This is a genomic window from Streptococcus infantis, from assembly GCF_047460825.1.
GTDB lineage: Bacteria > Bacillota > Bacilli > Lactobacillales > Streptococcaceae > Streptococcus > Streptococcus infantis_V.
Genome location: NZ_JASHFO010000025.1, coordinates 1 through 18,446 on the forward strand (window position 1 = coordinate 1; position 18,446 = coordinate 18,446).

17 protein-coding genes and 1 pseudogene are annotated in these 18,446 nt (G+C 41.9%); 16 read left to right on the plus strand and 2 right to left on the minus strand.

Annotated elements, in window-relative coordinates:
* Nucleotides 1–122: pseudogene (locus QM911_RS07650) on the plus strand (IS630 family transposase); the annotation flags it as partial.
* A 252-nt stretch (nucleotides 123–374) separates the two neighbouring features.
* On the opposite strand, the gene QM911_RS07655 reads toward QM911_RS07650, so the two are convergent.
* Complete coding sequence (locus QM911_RS07655; protein ID WP_414313619.1) at nucleotides 375–5,528, minus strand: SIALI-17 repeat-containing surface protein; 5,154 nt, start codon at nucleotides 5,526–5,528, stop codon at nucleotides 375–377.
* A gap of 510 nt (nucleotides 5,529–6,038) precedes the next feature.
* On the opposite strand from QM911_RS07655, the gene treC reads away from it, so the two are divergent.
* The 11 genes from treC (at nucleotide 6,039) to yidD (ending at nucleotide 13,989) form a co-directional block, all read left to right on the plus strand.
* On the plus strand, nucleotides 6,039–7,664 hold the full coding sequence (treC, locus tag QM911_RS07660; protein WP_414313620.1) for an alpha,alpha-phosphotrehalase: 1,626 nt from the start codon (nucleotides 6,039–6,041) through the stop codon (nucleotides 7,662–7,664).
* A 143-nt stretch (nucleotides 7,665–7,807) separates the two neighbouring features.
* The gene (locus QM911_RS07665; protein ID WP_001048970.1) at nucleotides 7,808–8,053 is read left to right on the plus strand and encodes a YneF family protein; all 246 of its coding nucleotides are present in this window, start codon (nucleotides 7,808–7,810) and stop codon (nucleotides 8,051–8,053) included.
* A gap of 205 nt (nucleotides 8,054–8,258) precedes the next feature.
* Nucleotides 8,259–9,053, plus strand: coding sequence for a glutamate racemase (gene racE / locus QM911_RS07670; protein WP_414313621.1), 795 nt, complete (start codon nucleotides 8,259–8,261; stop codon nucleotides 9,051–9,053).
* The gene (locus tag QM911_RS07675; RefSeq protein WP_414313622.1) at nucleotides 9,050–10,021 is read left to right on the plus strand and encodes a nucleoside-triphosphate diphosphatase; all 972 of its coding nucleotides are present in this window, start codon (nucleotides 9,050–9,052) and stop codon (nucleotides 10,019–10,021) included. The genes racE and QM911_RS07675 overlap by 4 nt, the downstream gene beginning before the upstream one ends.
* A complete protein-coding gene (locus tag QM911_RS07680) occupies nucleotides 9,997–10,518 on the plus strand; it encodes a metallophosphoesterase (RefSeq protein ID WP_414313623.1) in 522 nt (173 codons plus the stop codon). Before QM911_RS07675 ends, QM911_RS07680 begins: the two co-directional genes overlap by 25 nt.
* A complete protein-coding gene (gene cbpB / locus QM911_RS07685; protein ID WP_049527719.1) occupies nucleotides 10,515–10,976 on the plus strand; it encodes a cyclic-di-AMP-binding protein CbpB in 462 nt (153 codons plus the stop codon). The genes QM911_RS07680 and cbpB overlap by 4 nt, the downstream gene beginning before the upstream one ends.
* Nucleotides 10,973–11,707 carry a site-specific tyrosine recombinase XerD gene (xerD, locus tag QM911_RS07690; protein WP_414313624.1) on the plus strand — a complete coding sequence of 245 codons (735 nt, stop codon included), beginning with the start codon at nucleotides 10,973–10,975 and terminating at the stop codon, nucleotides 11,705–11,707. The genes cbpB and xerD overlap by 4 nt, the downstream gene beginning before the upstream one ends.
* Complete coding sequence (locus QM911_RS07695; RefSeq protein ID WP_414313625.1) at nucleotides 11,707–12,441, plus strand: segregation/condensation protein A; 735 nt, start codon at nucleotides 11,707–11,709, stop codon at nucleotides 12,439–12,441. Before xerD ends, QM911_RS07695 begins: the two co-directional genes overlap by 1 nt.
* A gap of 12 nt (nucleotides 12,442–12,453) precedes the next feature.
* Nucleotides 12,454–13,023 (plus strand): SMC-Scp complex subunit ScpB, encoded by a 570-nt coding sequence (gene scpB / locus QM911_RS07700; RefSeq protein WP_153224883.1) that lies wholly within the window; start codon nucleotides 12,454–12,456, stop codon nucleotides 13,021–13,023.
* Nucleotides 13,010–13,735 (plus strand): pseudouridine synthase, encoded by a 726-nt coding sequence (locus tag QM911_RS07705; protein WP_016466836.1) that lies wholly within the window; start codon nucleotides 13,010–13,012, stop codon nucleotides 13,733–13,735. Before scpB ends, QM911_RS07705 begins: the two co-directional genes overlap by 14 nt.
* Nucleotides 13,735–13,989 (plus strand): membrane protein insertion efficiency factor YidD, encoded by a 255-nt coding sequence (gene yidD / locus QM911_RS07710; RefSeq protein ID WP_000721871.1) that lies wholly within the window; start codon nucleotides 13,735–13,737, stop codon nucleotides 13,987–13,989. The genes QM911_RS07705 and yidD overlap by 1 nt, the downstream gene beginning before the upstream one ends.
* Nucleotides 13,990–14,071: 82 nt before the next feature.
* Here yidD and QM911_RS07715 read toward each other — a convergent pair whose 3' ends face one another.
* Nucleotides 14,072–14,224, minus strand: a complete 153-nt coding sequence (locus QM911_RS07715) for a hypothetical protein (protein ID WP_414313626.1) — start codon at nucleotides 14,222–14,224, stop codon at nucleotides 14,072–14,074.
* A 279-nt stretch (nucleotides 14,225–14,503) separates the two neighbouring features.
* Between QM911_RS07715 and QM911_RS07720 the strand changes: the two genes are divergently transcribed.
* The 4 genes from QM911_RS07720 (at nucleotide 14,504) to QM911_RS07735 (ending at nucleotide 18,400) form a co-directional block, all read left to right on the plus strand.
* A complete protein-coding gene (locus tag QM911_RS07720) occupies nucleotides 14,504–15,547 on the plus strand; it encodes a D-alanine--D-alanine ligase (RefSeq protein WP_414313627.1) in 1,044 nt (347 codons plus the stop codon).
* Between the two features lie 53 nt (nucleotides 15,548–15,600).
* Entirely contained in the window at nucleotides 15,601–16,974 is a 1,374-nt protein-coding gene (locus QM911_RS07725; RefSeq protein WP_414313628.1) for a UDP-N-acetylmuramoyl-tripeptide--D-alanyl-D-alanine ligase, read from the plus strand.
* Entirely contained in the window at nucleotides 16,961–17,572 is a 612-nt protein-coding gene (locus QM911_RS07730; RefSeq protein WP_414313629.1) for an NUDIX hydrolase, read from the plus strand. Before QM911_RS07725 ends, QM911_RS07730 begins: the two co-directional genes overlap by 14 nt.
* A 120-nt stretch (nucleotides 17,573–17,692) precedes the next feature.
* Nucleotides 17,693–18,400, plus strand: a complete 708-nt coding sequence (locus QM911_RS07735; protein ID WP_414313630.1) for a TIGR02206 family membrane protein — start codon at nucleotides 17,693–17,695, stop codon at nucleotides 18,398–18,400.
* The last annotated feature ends 46 nt before the right edge of the window (nucleotides 18,401–18,446 follow it).

Sequence of the window (18,446 nt, forward strand, 5' to 3'; positions counted from 1 at the left end):
ACTCACCTGAGTACAATCCTATTGAGAAAACATGGGCTCATATCAAAAAGCACCTCAAAAAGGTATTACCAAGTTGTAATACTTTTTTCGAGGCTCTTTTGTCTTATTCTTGTTTCAGTTGACTATATCGACAATCTACCCCATCAAATCATTTGCAAAAGATGTGAACAGGATTTGGTTTGAAGTATATTATTGAAATTGAAAAAGGATGGAATGATTTTCCATCCTTTTTATAGCGGAATAAATCAATATTCCTAGGGGGACAATGTTTATACTCAATGAAAATCAAAGAGCAAACTAGGAAGCGAGCCGCAGGCTGTACTTGAGTACGGCAAGACGAAGCTGACGTGGTTTGAAGAGATTTTCGAAGAGTATTAATCTTTCTTACCTTTTAGTAAGAAGGTAGCCGAGAGGGCTAGGCTGAGACTTGCCATAAAGAGGAGAGGGCTAGCTTGTTCACCTGTGGCTGGGAGTTGTTTGTCATTCGTAGAGACCTGATCATTGGCTTCATTACTTTCAACCAATGGTTTTGTAGTTTCTAGATTTCTTTCTTCCGTATGAGCTGGTACAGGTTTAACAGTTGAGCCTTCTGTCTTGTAAACAATAGCGTAAGTGCTCACGTCAAAAGTAATAAACTCAATCATACCGTCTCGAATGGTGAATTCTTGTGGTTTTAATTCACTTGTTAAAGTTAATTGATAGAGTTCTTGAACATCACCTGAAATTGGTAGTCGAACGAGTACAGCACCTTTTGGTTGAACTGGCTGTCCATCTTTATCCTTGAGTTGAAGAGTGTAAGCATCGTATTTCTTGCCCAAGAGTTCTTTGTTTTCAACTTTTTGACTATCGAGGTAGCTTGCGCCTCCTAGTTCAGTTGTTCCACTAATAACTTGAACTCTTGTAGTCTTGTCTTTCAATACTTTGAGTTTAAACTCAGGAACTGTGTTACTTGGCGCGGCTTGACCACTACCTGTCCCGATAGGGCCAGTGTATTCAGGTCTTTCCACAGTAGGTGCTGTCTGGTCCCCAACTGTTCCGACAGGGCCAGTGTATTCAGGTTTTTCTACAGTAGGCGCTTCCTGATCCCCAACTGTTCCTATAGGACCAGTGTATTCAGGTCTTTCCACAGTAGGTGCTTCCTGGTCTCCAGCAGTTCCGATAGGATCAGTGTATTCAGGAATTTCCACAGTAGGTGCTTCTTGATCCCCAGCAGTTCCGATAGGACCAGTGTATTCAGGCCTTTCCACAGTAGGTGCCTCCTGCTCGCCAGCTGTACCAATAGGATCTGTGTACTCAGGAATGGTTACTACTGGAGCAGGCTCATCCCCTTTACTTGTTTGGATTTTTTCTTCCACTGGACTAGTTTCATCCTTAGGAAAGACTGTTACAACAGAGCTGCTTATTGTTTTTCCTTGGATGGCATAAGCTTCTATCGGATTGCCAGCTTTACGATCTGTAGTTTCAGGAATGTCTAGTTGGACCTTGTTATCCTTAATGGTTAGAACAGTTTGTTCACCTGATGTGACAAGATGGTCATCATCGACTTTTCTGAGTAGAAGAGGATCTTTGATACCAGGGAAGGTGACAGCGACTCCATCCCAATTGCCAGTTGGTAGGGTTAAGGTAACAGTCTTATCTTTGGACTTAATAGGATCAAGGCTTGGACTATCGAGAGACACAGATGGTGCCTTTAAGATATCAAAGGAATCAAGAGAGATTTTCTTTCGCCCTTCTGGAGAATCTGGATCTACTTTCAAAGTTAGGACATGATTACCATCAGCTAGATTGGTGAATTCGCCAATCAAAGCACCTTTTTCTGTTGCTCCTGGAGTGAAGAAGTCAAGGGCTGGCATCTCTTTGCCATCCAGTGTGACAAGTGCCTTGCCTAGTGATGCTGTTTTAAGTCCGTAAATTCGGATACCTGTTCCAGAGAATGGAATGGTTGCAGTGGCTTCAGAAGCGAGGCTAGCATCAGCGTTGATGTCAGCGTATTTTTCTGTAGAAGCATAGAGTTCTGCATCGCTCCAATCCTTAAACATGGAACCATACTGGATACGTGAATCACGATCGTCTATCTTCTCAACTGTTTCTCCTTGTCCTGGGAAAACCTTGAAGTAATCTAAGGAAATTTTTGAGCGTTCACTTCCTCGTCCCTTATGCTCGCGTTTAACAGTGATGGTCATGAGGTGAGGGCCTGAAGAAAGATTTGTATAACGACCGATCAAGACACCTTTTTCAGTGGCTCCTGCTGTATAGAAGTCAAGTTCTCCAACAGATTTACCATCGATTTTAACGTCAGCAAGTCCCAATTGAGATGACTTGAGTCCGTAAATTTCAATACCTGGTCCATTGAATGGAATAGTTGCAGTCGCATCCTTATCGGAATAATTTCCATTTGAGATATCGGCGTATTTCTCTGTTCCACCAAAGAGTTCTGAATCAGCCCAGTTTCCATAAGCAGAGCCGTACTGGATGCGCTTGTCACGGTCATCCATCAACTCACTGAAGGCATCGATAGAAGCAGGATCTGAAACTGGTGTTGTACGGTCCCCTAGCATAGCCTTAACGCTATAAGTATAGGCATGACTAGAATCAATCGAGCGATCGACAAAGTGAGTTTGGTTGGTGATAAACTCACGAACGCTAGGAGTTTGGCTGTTTTCATCCTTGCTTTCTCGTCGGATGACATAATGACTTGCTCCCTCAACTGTGTTAAAGTCGAGTTCAGCTGTGACGGAATCTTTTCGAAGGGCTGATAAGCGAGTCACTCGTCCAGGGAAGTTTTCAAAGGTAATGACATCACCCTTTTGAGTCGCAAGTTGGATACGGTTATCTTTGAGGCGACTAGCTTGAACTTCCTTGCCATTAATCTTGATGATACTAGATTCGATATTTGGATAGTCTACGACTAAGTCTCCACCAACATTAGAAAGGAAAGATAGCGTTTCAAGATTTTTCTCTTTCCATTTCATGCTGACTTCAAAATTGCCACGAGCTACAAGACCTGAAACTTGTCCATCCTTCCATGCATCTGGAAGGGCTGGTAATGGGGCAATGTAGCCTGTGTGAGACTGAAGGAGCATTTCTGCCATACCACTGGTTGCACCAAAGTTTCCATCGATTTGGAAAGGTGCGTGGGTATCCCAGAGGTTTTCTAAAGTTGAGGATCTGAGCTGTTCTGCCAACAAACGGTGGGCACGATTTCCATCTAAGAGACGAGCCCAGAGGTTGATTTTATTGGCCTTAGACCAACCAGTTCCACCATCTCCACGGTGGTTTAGGGTTGCGCGTGCAGCTTCTAGATATTCAGGTTGATCCTTGCCAAATAGAGTACCTGGGAAGAGTCCAACCAAATGAGAAACGTGGCGGTGATGGTTTTCAATGCCTTCGTTGGTGAATTGTGGGCTGTCTTCTTCGTACCATTCCTTGATACGGCCGTCTTGGTTGATGTGAAGTGGTTTGAGCTTGTCAAATTTAGCCTTCACTTCTGTCACCAAATCTTGGTCGACCTTCAGATGATTGGCTGCTTCCATATAGTCGTGGAATAACTGCCAAACTAGAGATTGGTCAAAGGTATTCCCAATCGTGATAGTTCCATGTTCTGGCGAGTAGGATGGAGAAGAAACCCAACGGTCACTAGCCTTGTCGTAGTGCAAGAAGGAATTCCAGAACTTAGCAGTTTCCTTGAGCATTGGATAAATCTTTTCTTTGAGATAGGTCTCATCCTTGGTGAATTTGTAGTAGTCATAGACGTTCTGCATCATCCAAGCATTGGCAGCAGGAGACCAACCCCAATAGTAGTTCCAGCCAGGAGTAGTCCAGCCAAATGGTGTCGCCTGAGTATGAACCAACCAACCGTTTTCTTGACCTTCTTTGGATTCGATACCTGCATATTCTTTAGCAGCGATACGGCCATAGTAACGCATGTCATCAATATAATTAATCATTGGCTTAGCTGTTTCTGCGAGATTACTCATGTAGGCAGGCCAATAGTTCATTTGTAGGTTGACATTGAGGTGGTAGTCTGAGTTCCAAGGTGGATTATCTACAGCATTCCAGACCCCTTGCAAGTTGGCAGGGAGGGCATCTGTCCGGTTACGAGAAGAACTGATCAGTAGGTAACGTCCGTATTGGAAGAAGAGTTCTTCTAGTTTTTGTCCTTTTGTTGGATTATAGGTTTGGAGAGCTTCTTTTGTAGTTTGATTAGACTTGCTACCACCTAGGTTTAATTGAACACGATTGAAAAGACTTTGGTAATCCTTGATGTGGTCATTTTTCAGAGTCTCATAGTCTTTGGCTTTAGCAGCTTCGACGATAGATTTGACAGTCTTTTCTACATCAATATCCTTGCGGTAGTTGGTTTTCGGATTTTGAGCAAAATTGGTCTTGGCACTGAGTAGCAGTGTTGCATAACTTGCTCCTGTAACTGTCAAATAACCATCTTGAGCAGTGACTTGTCCATCTGTCTTGATACCAAGATAAGAGGCAAATTTAAGACCGTTGTCTTTGACAGTTCCCTTGAGTAAAATACCATTAGAATCAACGCTAACAGTCCCTTGTTTGTATTTAGAATTCTCCCAAGAATAATCTCCATTAGCAATCAAATCTTCAGTCAAGCTGTTCCAAAGGGTAAAATCAAGCGTCTTATCTCCCTTTTTGGTCAAATGGGTAACAGTGACGTCATCTGGATAACTAGAGAAAGTTTCTCGTTTGAAACTTGTCCCGTCTTGAGTATAGGAGGTAGTTGTGATAGCTTCAGAAATATCTAAGCCACGATGATAGTCAGTAACATTTTCCAAGCCCTTCTTTTGGTTATTAAAGACCATGAAGATATCACCGAAGGCTAGGTAGCGACCGTATTGGGCATTGTTTGGCCCAATCAAATTTCTCTCTGCTAGTTGTTTGGCTTTTTGACGGTCGCCGTCTTCTAAGGCCTTACGGATTTCGGCTAAGACTTTGTAGCGGTCCTTGTAGTTCCCTCCGTTGTAGTCTTGACTATCTGGCTGTGGGCCTCCAGACCAAAGTGTTTTTTCGTTGTACTGGATTCTTTCTTCACCGATGAGTCCGAAAACCTTGGCACCCATTTCCCCATTTCCGACTGGGAGGGCTTGTTTTTCCCATCCATCATAGGAAGGAGCAGTTGGTTGGTTGTAATGTAATTCGTAATGTTCTTGCTTGTTCACAGGAAGTTCTGGTTTCTCACTCTCCTTATTGTCAGCAGGGGCGGTAGTAGCACTTGTCTCTGACTGACTACTAGTTTGAGGTAGTTCTGCCTCTGGGGTTGTTTGCTTTTCAGTTGATTTAGCTACAGGCTGAGTCTCTGTGTTAGAAGCAAGAACTTCCTCTAGTTTTGTATCCGGTTTAGCAGAGGTTTCAGTAATTGTTGCCTCACTTTCCGTAATCTCGACACCATCAGCAGCCACACCCTGTGCTGCTAAAAACACAGCTCCAAGTAAGACAGATGCAGCTCCGACACTTAGCTTGCGGATGCTATACTTACAGGATTTTTCCCAATATCTCTTATCCACAAAATTCTCCTTTCTTAAATCTGTAAGCGCATACATTCTCTTTTAAAAAAAATAAGTCTTGCAGAAATATGTGTGATTTTTTCAGATAATCTTAATATAACAAATAAACAAAACTATTGCAAGGGCTTACAAGGTAAATGGGCTTTTTTTACCAAATTTTACTAGAATACAAGTCCTATTTGAAATCCGATAGGGACTCGTTTTAAAGGAAATTTTTGAAAAGAGCAAGTTCTCATCTGAGGGAAACCGTCAATACTCACTGAAAATCAAAAAGCAAACTAGGAAGCTAGCCGCAGGTTGCTCAAAACACCGTTTTGAGGTTGTGGATAGAACTGACGAAGTTAGCTTAAAACACTGTTTTGAGGTTGTAGATGGAACTGACGTAGTCAGTATCCTACATATACGGTAAGGCGACGCTGACGTGGTTTGAAGAGATTTTCGAAGAGTATAAGTTTTAAAATGTATAGGGTTGGGATATAGCTCCCTCCCTTTTATCAAAAAGGAGAAACTATGGCTCTTGATAAAAGAAAAGTTGTCTATCAAATTTATCCAAAATCATATAAGGACACGACAGGAAATGGAATCGGTGATTTCAGAGGCATCATTGAAAAAATACCTTATCTAGCAGAGTTGGGCGTGGATATGGTTTGGCTCAATCCTTTCTACCCAAGCCCTCAGCGAGATAATGGCTATGATATTTCAGACTATACAGCCGTTAACCCTATCTTTGGGGACATGGCTGATTTTGAAGAGATGGTACGTGTCGGAAAAGAGCACAAGATTGACTTCATGCTAGATATGGTGCTTAACCACTGCTCAACGGAGCATGAGTGGTTCCAAAAGGCTCTTGCTGGAGATAAGTACTATCAAGATTTCTTCTTCATTCAGGACCAACCAACCGATTGGTTGTCTAAATTTGGTGGTTCTGCCTGGTCACCTTTTGGAGATACAGGGAAATACTATCTTCACCTCTTTGATGAAACGCAGGCGGATCTCAATTGGCGTAATCCCAATGTCCGCAAGGAATTGTTCCAGGTGGTCAACTTCTGGCGTGACAAGGGAGTCAAAGGATTCCGTTTTGACGTGATTAATTTGATTGGCAAAGATGAAGTCTTGGTGGATTGCCCTGAAAACGAAGGAAAACCAGCTTATACGGATAAACCAATTGTCCATGACTATCTTCACATGATGAATGAAGCGACCTTCGGTTCTGATGATAGTTTTATGACAGTTGGAGAGATGTCGTCCACAACGATTGATAACTGTGTTCTTTATTCAGCGCCAGAGCGTCACGAGTTGTCTATGACCTTTAACTTCCATCATCTAAAAGTCGACTATGAAGATGGTCAAAAATGGACCATTGCTCCCTTTGATTTTGAAGAGCTCAAAGGTCTCTATCATACATGGGGCAAGGAAATGAGTGAACGTGGTGGTTGGAGCGCCCTTTTCTGGAATAACCATGACCAACCTCGTGCTCTGAATCGCTTTGTGGATATCAAGAACTTCCGCAATGAAGGAGCGACCATGCTGGCAGCCAGCATTCACCTTTCACGCGGAACACCTTACATCTACATGGGCGAAGAAATTGGCATGATTGATCCAGACTATGATTCTATGGAAGACTATGTAGATGTGGAATCCATCAATGCCTACCAGATGCTTTTGGATCAAGGCAAGTCACCTGAGCAAGCCTTTAAGATTATCCAAGCTAAGTCACGTGATAATTCTCGTACGCCAATGCAATGGAATGCTTCGAAAAATGCAGGTTTTTCAACAGGCACTCCATGGTTGAAAGTCGGGAAGTCCTACAAAGAGATCAACGTTGAAAATGAAATTGACGGCCCAATCTTTACATTCTATAAAGAATTGATTCGCTTGCGTAAAGCAATGCCCATCATTTCAGAAGGAAGCTACCAGCCAGCACTTGAAGATAGCAAGCAGGTCTACGCCTTTGAACGCCACTTAGACGGTCAAAAACTCTTGGTGCTCAATCATTTCTATGGAAACGAAGCTGAAGTAGCAATTCCGGCAGAATATCAAGCAGGGCAAGTGCTTTTATCAAACTATGAGAATGTTGAACTTGCTGAAAAAGTAATTCTTAAACCATATCAAACGCTAGCGATTTATGTAGATTAAAATCAAGAAAGAGCCTTCTTCTAAGGAATAAAAGGGCTCTTTTTTAGCTAGCATTCATTTTTTTGAAAGCGTAACTCAAACTAGTCAGGCGTAGGACTTTATGGTATAATATAGAAGATTCAAAAAGAAACAGGAGAAATGTTATGAACCTTATTTTAGCAATTGTATTGATTCTTTTAGCTTTTCTAGGAGGAGCTCTTGGAGGTATGTACTTGGTGCGCAAGCAAATCGAAAAAGAATTTGCGGATAACCCACGTTTGAACGCAGAAGCAGTTCGTACTCTCTTGAGTGCAAACGGTCAAAAGCCAAGCGAAGCTAAAGTACAACAAGTTTACCACCAAATCATTCGCCAACAAAAAGCAGCCCTTGCTAACAATAAAAAGAAATAAATAGGAAAAGTCTGGGATGAAAATTCCAGACTTCTCACTATGTTTGACTGATATTTAGAGACAAGACTTTTTCCTTGCATTCTATTGATATTTGATTATGATTAAGAGGGAGACAGTCGGGAGCTACCCAGACTGTCAGAAATTTCAGGAAGAAATGTAATGATAATGAACTATCAATCAGAAAAAATACTAGAAAGAAGACTGTATGGATAATCGACCAATTGGTTTTTTGGATTCGGGTGTCGGGGGCTTGACGGTTGTGCGTGAACTCATGCGCCAGCTTCCTCATGAAGAAATCGTCTATATTGGAGATTCGGCACGGGCTCCCTATGGTCCCCGTCCTGCTGAGCAGATTAATGAATATACTTGGCAACTGGTCAACTTTCTTTTGACCAAGGATGTTAAGATGATTGTCATTGCTTGTAATACAGCAACGGCAGTCGTCTGGGAAGAGATTAAAGCTAAGTTGGATATTCCGGTGCTGGGTGTGATTTTGCCTGGTGCATCAGCAGCTATCAAAGCAAGTCAAGGTGGGAAAATCGGTGTCATTGGAACCCCTATGACGGTAAAATCAGATATTTATCGACAAAAGATTCATGATCTAGACCCAGATTTACAAGTGGAAAGCTTGGCCTGCCCTAAGTTTGCTCCTTTGGTTGAGTCAGGTGCACTTTCAACCAGTGTAACCAAGAAAGTGGTTTATGAAACCCTGCGTCCCTTGGTCGGAAAAGTGGATAGCTTGATTTTAGGCTGTACTCATTATCCGCTCCTCAGACCTATCATCCAAAATGTCATGGGGCCTAAGGTTCAGCTGATCGATAGTGGCGCTGAGTGTGTGCGTGATATTTCAGTCTTGCTCAATTACTTTGAGATTAACCGTAGCCGAGATGCAGCGCCCCTTCAACACCGTTTTTACACAACTGCAAATAGCCAAAGTTTTGCCCAGATAGGAGCAGAGTGGCTGGAAAAAGAGATTCATGTGGAGCATGTAACATTATGACAAACAAAATTTATGAATACAAGGACGACCATGACTGGTATGTTGGATCCTACAGTGTTTTTGGTGGCATTCGGACTTTGACGGATGATGATTTAGAGTTTCCGCTATTTGATTTGGCCAAAATCTTTCGAGATGAGGAGCGAGGATTTCCACTTTCAATCACTGTTTTACGATATGGTTCAGCCTACCGTTTACTCTCTTTTGTGATAGATATCCTCAACCAAGAAGCGAATCGAAACTTGGAAGTTATTCAACGTCAGGGTGCCTTGCTCTTAGTTGAAAATGGACAACTTCTGCATGTCGAATTGCCAAAAGAAGGAGTAAATGTTCAAGACTTTTTCGAGACAAATAAAGTCAGAGAAACCTTGTTGATTGCAACTCGTAACGAGGGTAAAACCAAGGAATTTCGTGCGATCTTTGACAAACTGGGCTATGACGTAGAAAATCTAAATGATTATCCATACCTACCTGAAGTTGCTGAAACTGGTATGACCTTTGAAGAAAATGCTCGCCTCAAGGCTGAAACTATCTCTAAATTAACAGGCAAGATGGTTTTAGCTGATGACTCTGGTCTTAAAGTTGATGTCCTCGGTGGATTACCAGGTGTCTGGTCAGCTCGTTTCGCAGGAGTAGGGGCTACTGACCAAGAAAATAATGCTAAACTCTTGCACGAGTTGGCTATGGTCTTTGAACTCAAGGACCGTTCGGCACAATTCCACACCACCCTGGTCGTAGCTAGCCCAGGTAAGGAAAGCTTGGTTGTCGAAGCTGACTGGCCAGGCTACATTAACTTTGAACCTAAGGGTGAAAATGGTTTTGGTTATGATCCACTCTTCTTAGTAGGAGAAACTGGTAAATCATCAGCCGAATTAACCCTTGAAGAAAAAAATAGTCAATCCCACCGTGCCTTAGCCGTTAAGAAACTTTTGGAGGTATTTCCATCATGGCAAAGCAAACCATCATTGTAATGAGCGACTCCCACGGAGATAGCTTAATTGTAGAAGAAATCCGTGACCGCTATCTTGGGAAAGTTGATGCTATTTTTCACGATGGTGACTCGGAACTTCGCCCAGATTCACCACTCTGGGAAGGAATCCAGGTAGTCAGAGGAAACATGGACTTTTATTCAGACTATCCAGAACGTTTGGTGACTCAACTGGGTCCTACCAAGATTATCCAGACTCATGGACATTTGTTTGATATTAACTTCAATTTCCAAAAGCTTGATTTTTGGGCTCAAGAGGAAGATGCAGATATCTGTCTTTATGGGCACTTGCATGTTCCAAATGCTTGGATGGAAGGGAAGACCCTTTTCCTAAATCCTGGTTCTATCAGTCAGCCGCGTGGGACCATCAGAGAATGTCTCTATGCCCGTGTAGAGATTGATGATAGCTACTTTAAAGTGGACTTTTTGACACGGAACCATGAGATCTATCCAGGCTTATCCAAGGAGTTTGCTCGATGATTGCCAAAGAATTTGAACAGTTTTTACTGGAGCAAGAGGAAACCTTTTTAACTCCTGCTGAAAATTTGGCTGTACTCATTGATAGCCACAATGCAGATCATGCAATTCTCCTCCTTAGCCAGATGACCTATACCAGAGTGCCAGTAGTGACTGATGAGAAAGAATTTGTCGGAACCATTGGACTTAGAGACATTCTGGCCTACCAGATGGAGCAGGGCTTGAGTCAGGAAGCCATGGCAGATACGGATATCGTACATATGACCAAGAAGGACGTGGCAGTTGTCAGTCCAGACTATACACTGACGGATGTTTTACATAAGTTAGTGGATGAGTCTTTCCTACCAGTCGTTGACAAGGATGGTATCTTCCAAGGCATTATCACACGGAAGTCTATCCTTAAGGCTGTCAATGCTCTCTTGCATGATTTTAGTAAGGAATATGAGATTCGAAGCAAATGAGAGAAGGAATTTCAGCATTTTTAGAAGAAAAACAAGGTTTGTCTGTAAATTCTAAGCAATCCTATAAGTATGACTTGGAGCAGTTTTTAGATCTTGTGGGAGAACGAATCTCTGAGACAAGTTTAAAAATCTACCAAGCTCAACTATCTCAGTTTAAAATCAGTGCCCAAAAGCGTAAGGTTTCTGCTTGCAATCAATTTCTTTACTTTTTATACCAGAAGGGGAAAATTGACACCTTTTATCGTTTAGAATTGTCGAAACAGGCTGAGAAAAAGCAAGTTCAGTCAGAACTTTTAGATCTCAGTTCTTTCTGGCAAGAAAGTGCCTATCCAGAGGGACGCTTGTTGGCCTTACTGATAGTTGAATTGGGCCTCTTACCAAGTGAAATTCTAGCCTTAAAAACAAGTGATGTGAACCTAGATTTTCAAGTTTTGAGAGTCAATAAAGCTTCTCAACAAAGAATCTTGAGCCTTCCCACAAATTTGCTTGCGGAGTTAGAACCCTTGATGGGACAGACCTACCTCTTTGAAAAGGCTGGTAAGCCCTACTCCCGTCAGTGGGCCTTTCGTCAGTTAGAAGCCTTTCTAAAGGAAAAAGGTTTTTCAGACTTATCTGCCCAAGGATTGAGAGAACAGTTTATATTAAGACAAATCGAAGAAAAGGTTGACTTGTACGAAATTGCTAAAAAATTAGGATTAAAGACAGTCATGACCTTAGAAAAATATAGATAATGGATATTAAATTAAAAGATTTTGAAGGGCCTTTGGACTTGCTCCTACACTTGGTTTCAAAGTATCAGATGGATATCTATGATGTGCCAATCACAGAGGTTATCGAGCAATATCTAGCCTATATCTCGACCTTACAAGCCATGCGTTTAGAAGTGGCAGGCGAATACATGGTCATGGCTAGTCAACTCATGCTAATCAAGAGTCGTAAGCTCTTGCCGAAGGTTGCAGAAGTGACAGATCTAGAGGATGACCTTGAGCAGGACCTCCTTTCTCAAATCGAAGAATACCGTAAGTTTAAACTTTTGGGAGAGCAGTTGGAAGTGAAGCATCAGGAACGAGCTCAATATTACTCAAAAGCACCGACAGAGTTGATTTATGAGGATGCTGAACTTGTGCATGATAAGACGACGATTGATCTTTTCTTAGCCTTTTCAAACTTGCTTTCCAAGAAAAAGGAAGAATTTTCGAAAAGTCACACAACGATCTTGCGAGATGAGTATAAGATTGAGGATATGATGGTTATCGTCCGAGAAGCCTTGGTTGAAGGTCAACAATTGCGCTTGCAGGATTTGTTTAAAGAAACCAAGGATTTACAAGAGGTCATCACACTCTTTTTAGCAACCTTGGAGTTGATTAAAACCCAAGAAATTCTCTTAATTCAAAAAGAGAGCTTTGGAGATATCTATCTCCTGAAAAAGAATGAGGAAAATCAAGTAGAGCAGAGTCGATCTTGATAGAGAGGAAATATGAGTACTTTAGCAGAAATAGAAGCGCTCTTGTTTGTAGCAGGTGAAGAGGGGATAAGGATTCGCCAGTTGGCTGAGCTCCTCTCTTTGCCACCGACTGGGATTCAGCAGAGTCTAGAAAAATTAGCCCAAAAGTATGAAAAAGACCAGGATTCCAGTTTAGACTTGATTGAGACAGGTGGTGCCTACAGATTGGTAACCAAACCTCAATTTGCAGCCATTTTGAAAGAATACTCTAAGGCACCTATCAATCAGAGCCTGTCTCGGGCTGCCCTTGAAACCTTGTCCATCATTGCTTACAAGCAGCCTATCACACGGATAGAGATCGATGCTATTCGGGGGGTTAATTCAAGTGGAGCGCTAGCTAAGTTGCAAGCCTTTGACTTGATAAAAGAAGACGGGAAAAAAGAAGTTCTTGGACGACCTAATCTCTATGTAACGACGGATTATTTTCTAGATTACATGGGTATTAACCATTTGGAAGAGTTGCCCGTGATTGATGAGCTTGACATTCAAGCACAAGAAAGCCAATTATTTGGTGAAAGGATAGAAGAAGATGAGAATCAATAAATATATTGCCCACGCAGGTGTGGCCAGTAGGAGAAAAGCAGAAGAGTTGATCAAGCAAGGATTGGTGACGGTTAACGGCCAAGTGGTTCGTGAACTAGCAACGACTATCAAGTCAGGCGACAAGGTCGAAGTTGAAGGCCAACCCATCTATAACGAAGAAAAGGTCTACTATCTGCTCAATAAACCACGCGGTGTGATTTCCAGTGTGACAGATGACAAGGGTCGTAAGACTGTTGTAGATCTCTTACCCAATGTGAAAGAACGTATTTACCCTGTGGGGCGTTTGGACTGGGATACGTCTGGAGTCTTGATTTTGACCAATGATGGGGATTTTACAGATGAGATGATTCACCCTCGTAATGAGATTGACAAGGTCTATGTTGCGCGTGTGAAAGGGATTGCCAACAAAGAAAATCTCCGTCCCTTGACTCGAGGAGTAGAAATTGATGGCAAGAAGACCAAGCCAGCTGTTTATGAGATTCTTAAAGTAGATCCAGTTAAAAACCGTTCAGTTGTACAGTTGACAATCCATGAGGGACGCAATCACCAGGTCAAAAAAATGTTTGAAGCTGTTGGTCTCCAAGTAGATAAACTCTCTCGAACTCGTTTTGGTCATCTAGACTTGACAGGACTTCGTCCAGGAGAATCACGCCGTCTCAATAAAAAAGAAATCAGCCAACTACACACCATGGCTGTAACAAATAATAAATAATGAAAAAAATTTTAATTGCGCCAGTGCGCTTTTACCAACGCTTTATCTCGCCAGCCTTTCCACCTTCTTGCAGATTTGAGCCCAGCTGTTCAAACTATATGATTCAGGCTATTGAAAAGCATGGATTCAAGGGAGTTTTGATGGGCTTGGCTAGGATATTACGTTGCCATCCTTGGTCTGAAACGGGTAAAGATCCAGTACCAGACTACTTTTCATTAAAACGAAATACAAGAGAAGAAGGATCACATTTGTGATTCTTTTTCAGCTCTTTATCAACTGTAGTGGGTTGAAGAAAAGCTAATACTCTTCGAAAATAAAATTCAAACCACGTCAGCTTCACCTTGCCGTATATGTGTTACTGACTTCGTCAGTTCCATCTACAACCTCAAAACAGTGTTTTGAGCTAACTTCGTCAGTTCTATCCACAACCTCAAAACGGTGTTTTGAGCAACCTGTGGCTAGCTTCCTAGTTTGCTCTTTGATTTTCATTGAGTATAAGATCTGGAGAGGACAATTGATGTCCTCTCCATTTTTATAGTATAGTGGATTGAGCCTAGAATAGTACGACAAGGAATCTAAAACGTTTTTAGAAATTAATTTGACTTTCCTAATCTCTTTGTTCATATCTTATTTCAATACACTATACAAAGAGCCTGAATCTCATTTTGATTTGGTCTCTTTTCTTGTTTTTTGCTGTACAAGTTTAAAAAAAAGGACAAATGTGATATACTAAAGGACGAGTATTCTATTAGAATTGGAACAAATCATATGAAACAAACAATTATTCTATTATATGGTGGACGCAGTGCAGAACGTGAAGTGTCTGTCTTGTCAGCTGAGAGTGTCATGCGTGCGGTCAACTATGATCGTTTCGCAGTCAAAACCTTCTTTATCAGCCAGTCCGGTGATTTCATCAAAACCCAAGAATTTACCCAAACTCCTGGACAAGATGAACGTCTCATGACCAATGAAACGATTGATTGGGACAAGAAAATTGCTCCAAGTGCTATCTACGAAGAAGGAGCGGTTGTCTTTCCAGTTCTTCATGGACCTATGGGAGAAGATGGTTCCGTTCAAGGTTTCTTAGAAGTCTTGAAAATGCCTTATGTCGGTTGTAACATCCTATCTTCAAGCCTTGCCATGGATAAAATCACAACTAAGCGCGTTTTGGAGTCTGCTGGGATTGCCCAAGTTCCTTACGTAGCGATTGTTGAAGGGGATGACTTGGCTTCTAAGATTGCTGAAGTTGAAGAAAAATTAACCTATCCAGTCTTTACCAAACCATCCAATATGGGTTCTAGTGTCGGTATTTCTAAGTCTGAAAATAAAGAGGAACTCCATCAAGCTCTCGAGCTTGCCTTCAAGTACGATAGCCGTGTCTTGGTAGAACAAGGAGTTAATGCGCGTGAAATCGAAGTTGGCCTCTTAGGAAACTACGATGTCAAGAGCACGCTTCCTGGTGAAGTTGTCAAAGATGTAGCCTTCTATGACTATGAAGCAAAATACATTGATAACAAAATTACTATGGATATCCCAGCCAAGATTAGTGAGGAAGTAGTAGCAGTCATGCGTAAAAATGCAGAAACTGCCTTCCGTGCTATTGGTGGACTTGGCTTATCACGTTGCGATTTCTTCTATACAGATAAGGGAGAAGTTTTCCTAAACGAGCTTAACACTATGCCTGGATTTACCCAATGGTCTATGTATCCCTTGCTTTGGGACAATATGGGGATTAGCTATCCAGAACTAATCGAGCGTTTGGTTGACCTTGCTAAAGAAAGCTTTAATAAACGTGAAGCGCACCTATTGTAAAGATAGCTATAAGGGCGGGGAAGGACTCCTTGCCCCTTTTTAAAGGAGTAAATATGAAACTTACGATTCACGAAGTTGCGCGTGTCGTCGGTGCAAAAAATGATGTGACTAGCTATGTGGATAGCCCACTGGTCAAGGCAGAATTTGATAGCCGTTTGATTGGAGTTGGGGATTTATTTGTGCCACTCAAGGGGGCGCGTGATGGTCATGACTTTATCGAGACAGCTTTTGAAAATGGCGCAGTTCTAACCTTATCAGAAAAGGAAGTAGCAAACCATCCTTATCTTTTGGTAGAGGATGTCTTAACAGCCTTTCAAGCTCTTGCGGCCTATTACCTTCAAAAGACTGGTGTCGATGTCTTTGCTGTCACAGGTTCAAATGGGAAGACTACGACCAAGGATATGTTAGCCCATTTGCTTTCAACAAGCTACAAAACCTACAAAACACAAGGGAACTACAATAATGAGATTGGCCTTCCCTACACGGTTCTCCATATGCCAGATGATACCGAAAAGCTGGTTTTGGAAATGGGGCAGGATCACCTAGGAGATATCCATCTTTTGTCTGAATTGGCTCATCCAAAAACAGCAATTGTGACCTTGGTTGGAGAAGCTCATTTGGCTTTCTTTAAGGACCGTTCTGAAATTGCAAAAGGGAAATTACAAATCGCTGATGGGATGGAAAAGGGTTCCTTACTTTTGGCACCGGCTGATCCCATTGTAGAGGATTATCTACCTGCTGACCAAAAAGTGGTTCGTTTTGGCCCAGGTGCAGAACTCGAAATTACAGAATTGATTGAGCGTAAGGATAGTTTAACCTTCAAGGCTAATTTCTTGGAGCAGGCTCTCGACTTGCCAGTAACAGGTAAGTACAATGCGACCAATGCCATGATTGCCTCTTATGTTGCTTTGCAAGAAGGAGTGACTGAGGAGCAGATTGGTCAAGCCTTCCAAAACCTAGAATTGACCCGCAATCGTACCGAGTGGAAAAAAGCTGCCAATGGAGCAGATATCTTGTCAGATGTCTACAATGCTAACCCAACAGCTATGAAGTTGATTTTAGAAACTTTCTCTGCCATTCCAGCCAATGAAGGTGGCAAGAAACTCGCAGTTCTGGCAGATATGAAAGAACTTGGAGACCAGTCTGTTCAACTTCATAATCAGATGATTTTGAGCATTTCACCAGATGTCCTTGATACTGTTATTTTCTACGGTGAAGACATCGCTGAATTGGCTCAATTAGCCAGCCAAATGTTTCCTATCGGCCATATTTACTACTTTAAGAAAACAGCTGAAGAAGACCAGTTTGAAGCCATGGTTAAGCAGGTCAAGGAAAGTCTTGGCGCACATGACCAGATTCTGCTTAAAGGTTCGAACTCTATGAATCTAGCCAAGCTAGTAGAAAGTTTAGAAAATGAGTGCAACTGATTTCGCTAAAGCTATTCAGAGAATGTTGGCCATTACTGATACTGGACTGACCTATACAAAGGACCCCTTTGACCGTGAACGTTATGAGGATTTACGTCAGATTTTATGGAGCCTATTACAGGATCGAACAGAGCTCAATCAAGAGGAATTGACTGCAATTTTTCAGCCGTCAGGTAGCTATGCAACTCCCTTGATGGATGTGCGGGCATGGATTGTTCAAAATCAGAAGATTTGCCTGGTTAGAGGACAAGGAGAGGATACTTGGGCATTACCTGGTGGCTTTGGCGAGGTAGGATATTCTCCCAAGGAAAATATCCGAAAAGAAGTTCAGGAAGAAACAGGATTTTCGGCAGAAGTAGGTTCTTTATTGGCGGTTTTTGATACCAACCGCTTTCAACTTCAGAACAAACAGTATGCCAAGTTCGTTTTTGACTGTCAGTTATTGGATGGACAATTTCAAGAAAATCAAGAAATTGCAGAACTTGAATTTTTTGATATCAAGAATCTCCCACCCCTATCTGAAAAACGAATAACCCAAGAACAAATGGAAATTCTATGGCAGGTCTATCAGGGTGAGCGGGAACAATATGTCGATTAGAAGCTTTGCTTTATATTAAGATCGACAGTTTCTTTTACACAAAATTATAAGAAATAAATGTAAGCTAGGCTCTATAGAGATGAGTAAGAGGCCTGCTTATATGAAAATGAGGAAAGTTACATGAATGTTTGGGATGCTTTATTTAGCACGCAGCCGACGGAGCCACCCCGATTTGATCTTCTTTGGTATGGAAGTCTATTTACTTTATTGGCATTGACTGTATTTCTTGCCTATCGCTATGGTGATAAAAAAGTTTGCCAACGATTTTTCCAGATTTTACAGGCTCTGCAGTTAATCCTGCTCTACGGTTGGTATTTGGTCAACCAGATGCCTCTAACAGAAAGTCTGCCCTTTTATCATTGCCGTTTAGCAATGTTTGTAGTGCTTTTGATTCCTGGTGTCTCTAGAGTCAAACAGTACTTTGCTGTGCTGGGAACCTTTGGGACTTTGGCGGCCTTTGTTTATCCAGTGCCAGATCCCTATCCCTTCCCCCACATCGCTATCCTGTCCTTTATATTCGGACACCTAGCCCTCTTTGGAAATTCCTTGATTTATCTTTTGAAGGACTATGATGCTAGCTTATTGGACTTCAAACGAATCCTAATCATCACATCTTCGCTTAATGCGCTGATCTTTGTGGTTAATCTAATGACGGGTGGAGATTATGGCTTTTTGACAAAACCACCATTGGTGGGAGACCACGGTCCTTTGATCAATTATCTAGTCGTTACGCTATTCTTGACTTTCGCCATTTACATAGTCTCTAAAGCTTTTCAGACCATGCTTGAGGAGAAGGGGGAAAGAAGACTACGAACCTGGCAGAAATAAAAAAATATTTTTCCAACCTCTTGACTTTTATCTGAGATTTTTGATA